At 59.5% G+C, this 13901-nt stretch carries 13 protein-coding genes; 6 read left to right on the forward strand and 7 right to left on the reverse strand.

What is annotated here, in order from left to right; genetic code table 11:
* Positions 1-48 precede the first annotated feature (48 nt).
* From ftrA to ABJZ52_RS03755, 3 genes are all read left to right on the forward strand, one after another.
* Positions 49-1053 (forward strand): transcriptional regulator FtrA, encoded by a 1005-nt coding sequence (gene ftrA / locus ABJZ52_RS03745; protein WP_348186242.1) that lies wholly within the window; start codon positions 49-51, stop codon positions 1051-1053.
* 116 nt (positions 1054-1169) lie between these two features.
* On the forward strand, positions 1170-2126 hold the full coding sequence (locus tag ABJZ52_RS03750; protein ID WP_348186244.1) for a MoxR family ATPase: 957 nt from the start codon (positions 1170-1172) through the stop codon (positions 2124-2126).
* An 82-nt stretch (positions 2127-2208) separates the two neighbouring features.
* Positions 2209-3438, forward strand: a complete 1230-nt coding sequence (locus ABJZ52_RS03755) for a VWA domain-containing protein (RefSeq protein ID WP_348186246.1) — start codon at positions 2209-2211, stop codon at positions 3436-3438.
* Here the strand turns inward: ABJZ52_RS03755 and ABJZ52_RS03760 are convergent.
* The 6 genes from ABJZ52_RS03760 to ABJZ52_RS03785 all read right to left on the reverse strand — a co-directional run bounded on the left by ABJZ52_RS03760 (position 3435) and on the right by ABJZ52_RS03785 (position 7789).
* Entirely contained in the window at positions 3435-4154 is a 720-nt protein-coding gene (locus ABJZ52_RS03760; RefSeq protein WP_348186565.1) for an LrgB family protein, read from the reverse strand. The two genes, ABJZ52_RS03755 and ABJZ52_RS03760, sit on opposite strands and share 4 nt — an antisense overlap.
* Complete coding sequence (locus ABJZ52_RS03765) at positions 4147-4515, reverse strand: CidA/LrgA family protein (protein ID WP_348186248.1); 369 nt, start codon at positions 4513-4515, stop codon at positions 4147-4149. The genes ABJZ52_RS03760 and ABJZ52_RS03765 overlap by 8 nt, the downstream gene beginning before the upstream one ends.
* 197 nt (positions 4516-4712) lie before the next feature.
* Positions 4713-5336 carry a YeeE/YedE thiosulfate transporter family protein gene (locus tag ABJZ52_RS03770; protein ID WP_348186250.1) on the reverse strand — a complete coding sequence of 208 codons (624 nt, stop codon included), beginning with the start codon at positions 5334-5336 and terminating at the stop codon, positions 4713-4715.
* A 12-nt stretch (positions 5337-5348) separates the two neighbouring features.
* Positions 5349-5864, reverse strand: coding sequence for a YeeE/YedE thiosulfate transporter family protein (locus ABJZ52_RS03775; protein WP_348186252.1), 516 nt, complete (start codon positions 5862-5864; stop codon positions 5349-5351).
* A 154-nt stretch (positions 5865-6018) separates the two neighbouring features.
* Entirely contained in the window at positions 6019-6525 is a 507-nt protein-coding gene (locus tag ABJZ52_RS03780) for a L,D-transpeptidase (RefSeq protein WP_348186254.1), read from the reverse strand.
* Between the two features lie 148 nt (positions 6526-6673).
* Positions 6674-7789, reverse strand: a complete 1116-nt coding sequence (locus tag ABJZ52_RS03785) for a branched-chain amino acid ABC transporter substrate-binding protein (protein WP_348186256.1) — start codon at positions 7787-7789, stop codon at positions 6674-6676.
* Between the two features lie 251 nt (positions 7790-8040).
* Between ABJZ52_RS03785 and ABJZ52_RS03790 the strand changes: the two genes are divergently transcribed.
* Positions 8041-8577 carry a flavin reductase family protein gene (locus ABJZ52_RS03790; protein WP_348186258.1) on the forward strand — a complete coding sequence of 179 codons (537 nt, stop codon included), beginning with the start codon at positions 8041-8043 and terminating at the stop codon, positions 8575-8577.
* Positions 8578-8687: 110 nt separating this feature from the next.
* Positions 8688-9692, forward strand: coding sequence for a P1 family peptidase (locus ABJZ52_RS03795; protein ID WP_348186260.1), 1005 nt, complete (start codon positions 8688-8690; stop codon positions 9690-9692).
* A 65-nt stretch (positions 9693-9757) separates the two neighbouring features.
* Here ABJZ52_RS03795 and ABJZ52_RS03800 read toward each other — a convergent pair whose 3' ends face one another.
* On the reverse strand, positions 9758-13264 hold the full coding sequence (locus tag ABJZ52_RS03800) for an indolepyruvate ferredoxin oxidoreductase family protein (RefSeq protein ID WP_348186262.1): 3507 nt from the start codon (positions 13262-13264) through the stop codon (positions 9758-9760).
* 146 nt (positions 13265-13410) lie between these two features.
* Between ABJZ52_RS03800 and ABJZ52_RS03805 the strand changes: the two genes are divergently transcribed.
* A complete protein-coding gene (locus tag ABJZ52_RS03805; protein ID WP_348186264.1) occupies positions 13411-13890 on the forward strand; it encodes an Lrp/AsnC family transcriptional regulator in 480 nt (159 codons plus the stop codon).
* Positions 13891-13901 lie beyond the last annotated feature (11 nt).

Consider the following 13901-nt stretch of genomic DNA (forward strand, 5'->3'; position numbering starts at 1 on the left):
GACGGAGCTCACCCTAGCTTCGCAAATTCTCTTTGACGTCTGACTATATTGCCACCTATCGTAAAAATCATGACAAACTCAAATTGCCCGCCTTCCTCACTTGTGGTTGCCCTGACTTATGACGGCCTGTGCATGTTCGAGTTCGGACTTGCAGTAGAGGTCTTTGGCCTGCCCCGCCCGGAAATGGGGCCCGACTGGTACCGGTTTGCGATCGCTTCCGTGGACCGGAAGGAGATACGCTCGACAGCTGGACTGAGACTTGAGGTCGACGGCGGGCTCGAACTGCTACAGGACGCAGGCACCATCATTGTGCCCGGCTGGCGCGGCGCAGATGAACCGGTGCCTGAAGAGCTGACCGACGCATTGCGTGCGGCCCATGCCCGGGGCGCGAGGCTTCTGTCGATCTGCTCGGGTGTTTTCGTCCTTGCCGCGACCGGACTGCTGCGGGATGCCAGAGTGACAACCCACTGGCGCTACACGGACAAACTCGCCTCCCGCTATCCCGAACTCACTATCGAGCCCGATGTGCTCTATGTTGACAACGGCCAGATCCTGACGTCGGCAGGAAGTGCTGCCGGCATTGATCTCTGCCTTCATCTGGTTCGCCGGGACAAGGGACCGGAGGCTGCTAATTCCGTCGCCAGGCGACTTGTCGTTCCAGCGCACCGGGACGGCGGTCAGGCACAATTCATGGCAACGCCTGTCCCCTCAGCCCACGAAGGTTCCCGCCTCAGCCCCCTGTTTGATCACATGCGCCAACACCTTTACCGTGCTGTTCCCCTGCGCGAGCTGGCCCAGCTTGCTGGCATGAGCGACCGCACGCTTTTGCGACGTTTCGAGGCCGCGACGGGAACCACGCCCGCGCGATGGCTCCAAGCAGAACGCCTTACCCAGGCCCGCCGCCTTCTGGAAGAAAGCACCGGGTCGGTCGACCGCATTGCCGAAATGTGCGGTTTTGGTTCAGCCACCAACCTGAGGCATCACTTCCGCCGTGAGCTCGGTACGACACCCACCGCTTATCGCGGAAATTTTGCAACCCTGCCCCAGGATTGAGACAATCTGGCCGAACCAAATTACTTCCCTGCCCTTGCCCCGTGTTGCAAATGCCAAAGACCCTATATGCTTGTGACAAACAGCCAACCGACCAGTAGCCAGAACGAGCCGACCCTATGACAGAGACCACCTCGCCTGCTTCAATGCCCGCATCCATTGCCGACACACTGGATCTTCTTCAAAGCGCAGGATATGTGGCTGACCGCTCGCTGGCGACCGTCCTGCATCTGGCCTTGCGCATGAAACGCCCGCTATTTCTGGAGGGCGAGGCTGGGGTCGGAAAAACCGAGATTGCCAAGGTTCTGTCCAGAACTCTAGGGCGCGATCTGATCCGCCTGCAGTGCTATGAGGGGCTCGACATCGCCTCTGCGGTTTACGAGTGGAACTACCCGGCCCAGATGGTCGAGATCCGCGTTTCGGAAGCTGCCGGAGACACAGACCATTCGGACCTGTCCAAATCCATTTTCGACGAACGGTTCCTGATCAAGCGCCCGGTTCTGCAGGCGCTGGAACCATCCCTTTCCGGCCCGCCGGTCTTTTTGATCGACGAGCTGGACCGCGCAGATGAAGCCTTCGAGGCCTTTCTTCTGGAAGTCCTTTCCGACAACCAGGTCACGATACCCGAGCTCGGCACAGTGAAAGCCGATGAGCCGCCGATTGTCATCATCACCACCAACCGCACACGTGAGATCCACGACGCTCTCAAGCGCCGCTGCCTCTACCATTGGGTCGATTATCCCGATGCGGAACGCGAGCTAGAGATAGTGAGGGCCAAGGTGCCAGGTGCCGCTGAGCGGCTCAGCGCAGAAATCGTCGCCTTCGTGCAGATGCTGCGCGCCGAGGAAGACCTTTTCAAACAGCCAGGCGTTGCCGAAACGCTCGATTGGGCCACCGCCCTCAGCGAACTCAACGAGATTGCCCTCGACCCGGACATGGCCTCCGATACGCTTGGTGTTCTGCTCAAATATCAGGACGACATCGAGCGTGTCCGCGGTTCCAAGGTGCGTCAGATGATCGACGACATCCGCAAGGATACTCCGATAGCAGCGGCCGCTGCCATGCCAAACGTGTGAGTGGGCCGATGCAGTACGGGCCCTTCGTTCAGCCGGGGCTTTCCCCCCTCAATACTGAGGCTGCTCATTCAAAGGCTCGCCCATGACCGCCGCCGACCAGCTCTCCACATCTCACGGCAAGATCGTCGACAACATCGTTCACTTTGCTCGCACGCTGCGCAAGGCCGGGATGCCTGCAGAGCCCTCTTCGGTCGTTGACGCCGTGCAGGCCGTGGAAGTTGCCGGCATCACCAACCGCGAGGACCTATACTGGACTCTCCATGCGGTTTTTGTCCGCAAACGCGAGCACCGTGTTCTTTTCGACGAAGCTTTCCGGATCTATTGGCAAAGCCGTGGCCTGATCGAAAAGATGCTGGCCATTCTGTCTCCGGTCGCCCCGCCGCGAGCCAATCCGGAAAAACCCAAGGCCGGTCAGACACGGGTTTCCCAGGCGTTTCAGTCCGCCAAGGACCGTGTGAGCGAGCACACACGGCCGGAGGTCGAGGTCGACGCCAAATTCACGGTGTCCGGCAAGGAGCTGCTTCAGGCAAAAGACTTCGCCCAGATGACCGTGGAAGAGCTGGAAACAGCCAAACAGGCGCTGCGTTCTCTCAGCCTGACCATGGACACGGTGCGTCAGCGCCGCCTGACACCCTCCCCGCGCGGCCGGATCGATCCGCGCCGAACGCTCAAGGCGTCCATGCGCGCGGGCGGTGACATCATCGACCTCAAGTTTCGCAAGCCTCAAGAGAAGCGCCCGCCGCTCATCGCGCTTTGCGACATTTCCGGTTCCATGAGCCAGTATTCCCGCCTTCTGCTGCATTTCCTCCATGGCATCACGGAACAGCGGCGCGACGTGCACACCTTCCTGTTCGGCACCCGCCTGACCAATGTCACGCGGCAATTGCGGATGAAGGATCCGGATGAGGCGTTGGAGGCCTGCGGCGCAGGCGTCGAGGACTGGTCCGGCGGCACGCGCATCGCCACCGCCCTGCACGAGTTCAACCGTGTCTGGTCTCGCCGTGTCCTGTCGGGAGGTCCGACCGTCCTCCTGATCACCGACGGATTGGAACGGGACACGGACGAAGATCTTGAGCGGGAAATGGACAGGCTGCACCGGTCTTGCCGCAGGCTGATCTGGCTGAACCCGCTGTTGCGGTTTGAGGGTTTCCAGGCCAAGGCAAAGGGCATCCGCGCCATGCTGCCCCATGTCGACGAATTCCGGGCGGCCCATTCCCTCAATGCGGTCGAGGATCTTGTGAGTGTCCTGTCAAAAGACGGCGCCACCTCTTTCCGCAGCGACCCCAACTGGTGGCTGAAACGGGCTGACTAAAACACCCACCTCCACAAAAGCGGAAGCAGGATCGCGGTTACCAGGGCATTGAGGCCCATGGCGAGGCCCGCGAAAGCACCTGCCACTTCACTCACCTGAAAGGCGCGCGCGGTGCCAATGCCGTGGGAGGCGGTTCCGATGGCAAGGCCACGTGCAGCCATGTCCTTCACCCCCATGACGTTGAGCAAAAGCGGTCCAAGCGCAGCACCGATAATGCCGGTGAGAATGACCAGCACGGCTGTCAGGGATGGAAGCCCACCCAGCTGCTCGGCAATGCCCATCGCAACCGGCGCAGTAACCGACTTTGGCGCAAGCGAGATCAGAATCTCCTGACTGCTGCCAAAGGCCCAGGCAATGCCGACAGCCGTCGCAGTTGCCGTCAAGGACCCAGCAAGAAGACTGACTGATATGGCCAAAGCAGATTTTCTGACCCGCTCGATCTGGCGGTAGAGCGGCAGGGCGAGAGCGACAGTTGCCGGGCCAAGCAGGAAATGAACGAATTGCGCTCCTTCGAAGTAAGCCGCGTAATCCGTGCCAGTCACAAGCAGGGTCGCAACCAGCGCTACGACCGCAATAAAGACGGGATTAAGCAAAGGGTTTTTCCCGGCTTTTTGATAGACCCAATTGCCCAACTGATAGGCGGCCAACGTCAACGTCAGCGCCAACAAAGGGCTGGCGGAGAGATAAACCCAGATTTCGCTGAAGTCCTTATTCATCGGAGGCATTTCTCGCTTCAGCGTCCTCGGCGCGGCTCATGGCCCGCATGACAAGGGCCGTAACCGCGATTGTTGCAAGGGTGCTGCCGACCAGCGCGAGAGTGATGGGCAGCGCCTGCTCCCCGATCAGTGCGATATGCAGCATGACGCCGACACCAGCTGGCACGAAAAGCAGCGAGAGGTTGGACAGGAACGTGTCACCGACCTTGGCCAGGTCTTCCGGAATTCCCCGTTTGACCATCAGCCCGGCGAAGAGCAGCACCATGCCGATCACGGGTCCAGGCACAGGCAACTCAAGCGCTACTTTGAGAAGTTCGCCGACCAGCTGACAGGCGAAGATCAAAGTCAGGTAAAAAATCATGGAGGCCACCCCGAATCCGCTGCCCTTGTTGCAGCAAGAGTGCTGCCGGTACAGAAAGAACGCAAGCTGGCCGCAGTGTCACCGCCTTTGTATTTAGGCAAAAAAGATGGCCCGCTTCTGCAGGGCTTGGGGCTGCCATTGCAAAAGCGGGCCTTCAAACCGGGCGGGCCCGGTTGTTCCAAAGCGTCGATCAGTGCCTATTCGGCAGGCTGGCCGTGCACCTGATGGCCAAGACGATCTTCGTCGGGGCCCTCCATGGGAACGTCACACCTGCCGTTTTCGATCGCACTTGGAGACAATCGCTCCAACACGACCATCAGAGCAATGAGACCAGCTGCCGCAAGCAGGGCCAAAGCCCAGAATGGCAACGGGATCAGGTCCGCAAAGGTGATCTTGCCGGCGTCGCCGAAATCGAGAACCGACTTGAACCAGTCGATGTTGTAGCCATAGACTATCGCGCCCAAGATGCCACCGGCCACGACGGCCCAGGCATCCTTGTAGCCTGCCCCGATCTGGGCCAGCGCAGTACCCGGGCAGGCGCCCGCCAAGGCAATCCCGATCCCCAAAATCAGACCTCCGATGACGACCGGTCCCCAAGCGGCTGCCTTGGGGTGCAGCGGCACATCAAAGACACCGTTCAAGACCGCCAGAACGACGAGACCTGTGGCGGTCGCTGACAGAAACATTTTCAGCATGATGAAATTGCGGAACTGGAACTGGCCGACGAGCACACCCGGCTCCATGACGCGGCTCTTTTCAAGGGCGACACCAAACACCAGCCCCATGACCAGGCCGAGGACAATCATGAAAAACAAAGACATATCGGGCCCTCCTCAGATCTTCTTGTAAGCAAGCGACATGAGAATGCCGCCGGCGAACATGGTGGCAACGGCAACGGTCGATCCGACCGCAAGCTGAGCCATGCCGGAAATTCCGTGGCCGGACGTACAGCCACCGGCAATCCGGGCACCGATCAGCAGGACGAACCCGCCTGCGAACCCCATCACCATGCGCACTGTCAGGGAGCGAATACCGGTCATTTTCGTCCAGCTAGGCGCAAAACTGGCCCGTTCCGTCCCGGAGGCTTTGGCCGAGAGGAAAGCGCCCAGCGCAATCCCGATGACAAGCGCGGACTGCCAATAGTATTTCGAGCTGGTCATGTATTTCGCGAAATAGTCGATCTGCGCTGCCGCCGGATCAAAGAGCCCGGCGACCCAGGCAGCAGCCGTCACAAAGGACGAGGATGCGCCCAGAGCGGTATCGACCAGAAGAAAGGCCGGGATTTGCAAGAGGCCAATCACGACACCAGCCGCGTATGGCGACCAGGATTTCTTGGTTAGGATGTCCATTTTGCCCTCCTTGAACACTTCAGGATATGCATATGGACTTATATATTCATATTCATGAATATATAATCAGGAAGAACACGGATACCTGCGCAAAATTGCAAGTCTCAGGGCACTTTGGCCTAAATGCTGGACGAAAATCTGGCGCTTAGGAAAGTCAGTCGACGGCGATTACCCGCGTGCGAACGCCCACTCGCTGGAACAAGTCGGCAATATCGCTATTGGCCATGCGGATGCAGCCGTAGGAGACGGCCCGGCCGATGGATCCCGGCCGGTTGGTCCCATGGATTGCGTAATTGCCGTTTGAAAGCGTCATCGCGGCAACGCCCATGGGATTGTTTGGCGCTCCGCCCTTGATCAGCCTCGGCAGGTTCGGATGGTCCCGGCGCACCTCGGCAGACGGAGACCAGTCGGGCCGAACGTATTTTGCGGTGATATAGGCAGACCCTGTCCAGGACTTCTGCCGCTTTCCAACGGCCACCTTATAGCGGATCGCCTGCCCCCGCCCGAGCACCAGATAGAGTTTCCGCTCGGAGTTCCGGATCACGACGGTTCCTGGCCGATAGCCTCGTTCATGAAAACCGACGAGCTCCGCGGCGTGTGAAACGCCGGAAAAAAGACCAAGAACGGCTGCGATGACGCAAAGAGCAAGACCGGAACGCATGACAGATCGACCGTTTAGACGGGAACAGGATCTGCATAAACTAGGTCACGAACTGCGACCGTGAAATGCTCAGGCCAGGAAACCTCTCGTTAACCTTAAGCTTGCAACGCGAGGTGGCAGGCCTTCATGACAAGATCAGCAGAATGTCTCACCTGGGGTCATATTTGCCATCGCGCCACTCGTACCAGACGAAACCCGGCAAAGTGGCATCGCCATTCTCGTCAAAGGAGACCTCACCCAGAACAGTCGGGAAAGTACCGGCATCAAGGGCCTCGACCAGCGCTGCAGGCTCACTGGTCCCGACTTCGCGCGCAGCCTGAGCGAACGCCTGAACAGCAGCATATGTGAACAGCGTGTAGCCATCTGCTGGTTTACCTGCGGCCTCCAGGGCCTCTACGACAGGCGCGGCTTGAGGCTTGTCGTGGAGATCAGGCGCAAGCGTCATCAACGTATCCGCACCGGCTTCGCCTGCAATCGACCAGAACTCCTCGGTCGCGACGGCATCTCCAGTGACCAGAACCGCGTTGAGGTCCTGCTCGCTCATCTGGCGTTTTATGAGCCCGGCCTCATTGTGATAGCCACCCAGATAGACGGCATCAACGCCTTCCGATTTCAAACGTGAAACCAAACCGCTGTAGTCCTTGGCTCCAGCGTCGAAGGCCTCGTAGAGTGTCTCGACCTTGCCCGCGTCATTCATCACCGCTTTGACCGCATCAGCAAGACCTTTGCCGTAGGCGGTCTTGTCGTGAAGAATTGCGATATCCTGATCAACAAAGGCGTCTGCGAGATAGGTCCCGGCGATCTCTGCCTGCTGATCATCCCGCCGTCCGATCCGGTAGATGCCCGAACCCGGCCGCTCATCGGTGAACTTCGGATCGGTGGTCGCGGGCGAAATCTGAACAATGCCGGCATCGGCATAGACGGCGCTGGCAGCAATCGATGGATTCGCACAAAAATGCCCCGCCACAAAAACCACACCCTTGCCAACCATCTGATTGGCAATTGCGACGGCTTGCTCGGCTTTGCAGCTGTCATCCCCCACCTCGAGAACCAGCGTCTCGCCATTGATCCCCCCGGCAGCGTTGATATCAGCGACCGCCTGCTCGGCACCGGCGCGCATTTGCGTTCCAAACGACGCATATTGGCCACTCATCGGCCCCGCTGTTCCGATCAAGACGTCAGCGAAAGACGCACCAGTCGCAGCACCAAAGATCACCGCTGCCGCGAGGGTTCTTGCACCAAGGCGAAGTGAGGTCCTGATCATTCAACTGTCCCGACTTTGAGCAACTTTATCAACGCGCTACCCTATCGGTCTTTCCAGCTCGGCTGCAAGCGCCCTTGGCTGTTGGCAAACGTCCATTGCTTCCCCCTTTTCGCAAAGGAACACCTCACATTTCCAACAAGAGTTCCTTAAGCGCAGCTTGTTAGGCTTGAACGGGTCGCCGCGTTGAAAACTTCGCCTATATGAAGGTGGATGCAAGGCAGACCGCACAGCGAACACAGGGACAGTATCTCTTGAACAGCAATCTCGCAGACACGTCGGCTTGTGAGCAGACGGAAGCCCATCCGCTGGATCAGGCCACCTTTCGCGAGGCCATGAGCCGGATTGCTGCCGCTGTTCATGTGGTGACCACGGATGGTCCAGCTGGACGTTGGGGTGCGACGGTCTCTGCCGTTTGTTCGGTTTCCGACGACCCGGCAAGCGTCCTTGTCTGCGTCAACCGCTCCAGTCGCGTCCATGCAGCAATCCTTGAAAACAAGGTCTTTTGCATCAACACGCTTGCCAGCGCCCATGAAGACATCTCCGATGTGTTTGCAGGCCGCGGCAATCTGGATATGGACGAACGGTTTCAAAACACGGCATGGACACCGCTCGCGACGGGCTGTCCGGCACTCGAAGATGCACTGCTCAGCATCGACTGCGAGGTTCATTCGGTCACGGAAATGGGCAGCCATTCAGTGATCATCGGAACCGTGGCGGATCTGCGCATGAACGAGCCAGGAGGTTCCCTCCTCTACGTTCGCCGTGGCTATCACGCCCTGCACGGATAACCAAAGTCTCGTAATTTTTCCCAAGTGCCTCGACCCGCACCGTCAATTCGGTCTAGGCTTGGGCGAAGCGCGCCAGACGGGTCTGCGCAAGAGGTCCAAGCGGGTACGCCATGCCAGGTCCACGCAATTTGATCACCGATGTTCCGGGGCTGAAAGTCGGCCACGCGTGCAATCCTGAGCTCAAGTCAGGCGCAACGGTGCTGTTTCCGGACGAGCCGGCGGTGACATCCGTTGCCATCCACGGCGGCGCGCCCGGCACTCGCGAGATTGCCTTGCTGGAACCGGAGCAGACCGTCAATGCCGTCGATGCTGTCGTCCTTGCCGGCGGCTCTGCCTTCGGTCTTGACGCCGGTGCAGGTGTTCAGGGACGCCTTGCAGAGCTCGGCTATGGCTTCGCGGTAGGACCCGTGCGCGTACCCATCGTCCCGACGGCCATTTTGTTTGACCTCCTGAATGGCGGCGACAAGGGCTGGGGCTCAGCGGCACCCTACAGGGACCTTGGCCGCGCTGCACTCGACAATGCCGGACTTGATTTCGCCCTTGGCACCATCGGCGCCGGCACAGGTGCAACCACAGCCAATCTGAAGGGCGGCCTCGGGTCTGCCTCCATCGTTCTGGACAATGGCATCACGGTCGGAGCACTCGTCGCGGTCAATGCACTTGGTCGTGCAACGATTGGAGAGACAGGGCACTTCTGGGCAGCTCCCTTCGAACAGGGGCTTGAGTTCGGCGGCCTGGGACTTCCCTCTCCCCTGCCCGCAAACGCTGTCGACGTCAAAACCAAGCTCGACGGTCTCAAGGCGGGAGCCAACACCACCATTGCCGCGGTCGCAACTGATGCAGTCCTGACCAAGTCTGAAGCAAAACGCCTTGCTGTCATGGCGCATGATGGACTGGCGCGTGCACTTTGGCCTGCGCATACCCCGCTTGACGGAGACCTCGTTTTTGCCATGTCAACGGGCAGGCAACCAATGGAGCGGGCCCTGGAGGACATGGTGCAGATTGGTGCAGCAGCAGCCTCGTGTCTCGCACGCGCGATTGCCCGCGGCATCTATTACGCAGAGGCGGCTGAGGGCGACCCGGTTCCCACGTGGCGCGACACATTCGGTCGGTAAAACGGCGACAACAAGCGAATAAGGGCAGCCGAAGCTGCCCTCAAACACCGAAGTCCCTGGCTCAATTATTCCGCAGCTTCGAGATAGCCCTTCTCGCTGCCATCGTCGTCATTGCCAGAACGGCGGGTCAGCTGCTGCAGAAGCTCCGAACGTTTCTCTGCTGCCTTTGCAAGGTTGGCCTCCTTGACCGGACCAAAGCCGCGGACGAGGTCGGGAACCCTCGCCAGTTCGACCAGCAGACCGTAGCTGCCGCCGTCAATGCGCCGCAGGACTTCCTCCAGGTCCGACCGGTAGGTCTCGATGAGCTTGCGCTCGGCCTTCCGCTCGTCTGTCTGGCCGAAAGGATCGAACCATTTGCCACGAAGACTTTTCAAGCCTGCAAGCACCTTGAAGGCCGTGAAGATCCAGGGCCCAAAGGCAACTTTCTCAGGGCGGCCGGTCTTCGGATCCTTGTTGCGCGCAATCAGGGGCGGCGCGAGATGCACCTTCAGTTTCTTCGGATCGGCGAACCGCTCGAGAAGCCTGGCCTTGAACGCAGGATTGGAATAAAGCCGCGCGACTTCATATTCGTCCTTGTAGGCCATCACCTTGTAAAGCTGATGGGTGACGGTCTCGGTCAGACGTAATGTTCCCGGACCATGGGATTCATCCGCAGCTTTCACTCGCGAGACCAGGTCGCGGTAGCTCTGGGCATAGGCCGCGCTCTGATAAGCGGCGAGTTCACTACAGAAATCCTCGATCTGCGCTTCGAGCGACTTTTTCTCAGCCGCTGGCGCCTTCGGCAGATGAGAGAGAATGGCTTCAGGATCAGCTGCAAGCACGCGGCCTGCCCTGAAAGCCTGAATATTTGCGGCAGCGGCCGTGCCGTTCAGCTTGATCGCTGCCTCGATGGCCGCACCTGACACCGGCAAGGCACCGGACTGATAGGCCATGCCCACCAGCGTCATGTTCGCAAAGATCGCATCGCCCAGGAGTTTTTCGGCAATCCCTGCAGCATCCATTGCAAGATATGCCTTGGAGCCCTCTTTCAACGCGGCATCCATGCGGATCTCGTCGAAGGAAAGCGTCTGTTTCATCACGAATTCGGCTGTCGGCGCGACGCGCGTGTTGGCAAAGGTGCTCGTCGTCTCGCGACTGGCCAGCGCGAGCTGATCCGCATTGGTCGCAACGATCATGTCGCTCGCCAGCAGGACATCAAGACTTGCGGTCGGCACCTTCGGGCCTTCGATCGTCCGGTTCCCGGCGGCAAAGCGCACATGAGAGGTCACCGGACCACCCTTTTGCGCCAGACCTGTCATGTCGAGCGTCGATGCCTGATTGCCGTCAATATGCGCGGCCATGGCGAGGATCGCACTAAGCGTCGTCACGCCCATGCCACCAATGCCCGCGACGAGCATGTTGCGGGTGCGCTCGAGATCCGGAAGCTGCGGCTCGGGGATCGCCGCAACCAGCGCATCGATGTCGACCTCTGCCTTGTCTGCCTTGCGCAGGGCTGCGCCCTCGATCTCGACGAAGGATGGGCAGAACCCTTTCACGCAGGAAAAGTCCTTGTTGCAGCTCGACTGGTTGATCTGGCGCTTTTCGCCGAAGGGCGTTGCCAAGGGCTCGACGGACAAGCAGTTCGACTGGACCGAACAATCTCCGCAGCCCTCGCAGACCCGGTCGTTAATGAAGAGCCGCTTGTCCGGATCTGCCATCAGGCCGCGCTTGCGCCGCCGGCGCTTTTCGGTGGCACAGGTCTGATCGTAAACGATGACCGAGACACCCGGGAAATCCTGCAGCTCTTTCTGGACGGTCATGAGTTCGTCCCGATGGCTGATCCGCGCGCCCGACGCCATATCGCTCCACGCACCATAAAGGTCAGGCGTTTCGCTCAGGACTTCGATCCGTTCAACACCTTCCGCTTCCAGCTGCCGGGTAATTTGCGGCACGGTCAGCTGCCCATCAACGGGCTGACCACCTGTCATGGCCACCGCATCATTGAACAGGATCTTGTAGGTGATCGGGACCTTCGCAGCGACGGCCTGACGGATGGCAAGAATACCCGAATGGAAATAGGTGCCATCACCCAGGTTCGCAAAGACATGTTCGTCCTTGGAGAATGGCTTTTGTCCCACCCAGAGCACGCCCTCACCGCCCATCTGGATCTGGCCATCAGTGCTCCGTCCGGCAAGCTCGGTCATCGCGTGGCAACCGATTCCTGGCATGGAACGCGCGCCCTCGGGAACCAGGGTCGAGGTCGAATGAGGGCAACCGGAGCAGAAATAGGGAATACGGGCGGCCCGTTCTGCATGGCCCTGGGCCCACATGACCTGCTTGTTCATGCGCTCGGCAACAGCGCGCATGTCGGCGGTCACCGCTTCCTCTGGAAGCCAGCCCAGCAGTCCCTGCACGATCTCGGCAATCGAAAGCTCGAGAACATCCGAGATGAATGGAGCACCGTTCGGACGTTTCTTGCCCCAGATCTCCGGGCGGCTCGCCTCTGGAACATGGTAGAATGCTTCCTTGATCTGCGGCTCGAGAAATGCCCGCTTGTGCTCCACCACCAGCATGCGTTCCGCGCCGCGACCAAAATCAATGATTCCTTCAGGGTCCAACGGCCAGGCCATGCCGACCTTGTAGACCGCAAGTCCAAACGCCTTGGCTCGCGTCTCGTCAATCCCCAGAAGATCCAGCGCCTGCATCAGGTCTCGGTAGGCCTTGCCCGTCGCGACCAGGGCGAGCCGCACGCGCCGATCCGCGCCGAAACCGACCCGGTCGATGCCATTGGCCCGAACGTAGGCTTGCGCTGCAGGAAGGCGCAGATCGCGCAGCAGGCGTTCCGTCTCCAGCCGATTGCCAAGAAGAAGGTCTCGGTTGATGGAGAACTCCTTGCGCGGGTTTCCCATGGGCGGACGAATGAAATTGAGCCGTGCATCATCAATGCTGATCGTGGCCGATGCATCCATCGTGTCTGCAACGCAGATCAAGGCACTCCAAAGGCCGGCAAAGCGCGACATTTCGAGACCATGCAGGCCGAAGTCGAGCACATCCTGGATATCGGAAGGGTTGAGCACAGGCATTTCTGCGTGCTGGAAGAAAAACTCGCTTTGCCCCGGCAAAACGGAGGACTTGGCAAGATGATCGTCGCCAGCCAGCGCGAGGACGCCGCCATGGCGATCAGTGCCGGATGCATTGGCCTGCTTCAGCGCGTCCCCCGCCCGGTCAACACCCGGCGCCTTGCCATACCAGATGCCAAACACACCGTCGTAGTCGCTGCCCTTGCCGTGGCCCTTGAGCTTTTGCGAGCCCCAGACCGCCGTGGCCCCGAGTTCCTCATTGACGCCCGGCTGAAAGTGAATGTCGTTCGCGCTCATGAAGCGCTTCGCGCGCGTCAGTTCGGTGTCATATCCACCCAGTGGCGAGCCCCGGTACCCGGAAATGAAGCCGCCCGTTTTCAAGCCGGCTTCCCGATCAAGCCGAGCCCGGTCGAAGGCCAGACGAACCAACGCCTGAATGCCAGTCAGATAGACCTGCCCCTGTGTCGCGACATATTTGTCATCCAGCGTGACATTGGGCACATGGACATTCATTCGACGTTCCTCCTCTCCACTCAAAAACAGCGGACTACAGCGCAGCCCTTTTCCTCTCGATCAATATCATCCTTCTACGTCGCGAATTCTGTGCTATCGTCACCACTTAGAACCAAAATAACGCAGTTTTATTTCCAGTTGGACCAATGGCCGAAAAAAATCTTCTCGATCCATCCGATATTCGGGTTTTGCGCGTCCTGCAGAGGGACGCATCGCTCTCCATTGCCGAAGTCGCCAAGGAAGCGGGCATGAGCCAAACACCCTGTTGGCGTCGAATCAAGAAGCTCAAGGAACAAGGTATTATTCGCCAAATCACCGCAATAATCGACCGGGAATCGGTCGGCCTTGGCTTCGTGGCTTACTCCTTCGTAAAATTGACGGTTCCAAGCCGCGAAAACATGGAGACCTTCGACAAGCTGGTCCACCATTGGCCTGAGGTCGTCACTTGCGAGAGAATCACCGGCGCGGTCGACTATCTGATCAAGGTCGTGACCGATGACATTAAGACCTACGACAATTTCCTGCGCCTGAAACTGCTCGACAACACGCTGGTCTCGGATGTTCAGTCACGCATCGTGGTGAACACGGTCAAGGACACCGTCGCCCTTCCCCTGCGCGAGAGCTAAAGCGCGAAAGG

Source organism: Roseibium sp., assembly GCF_039982295.1.
Lineage (GTDB): Bacteria > Pseudomonadota > Alphaproteobacteria > Rhizobiales > Stappiaceae > Roseibium.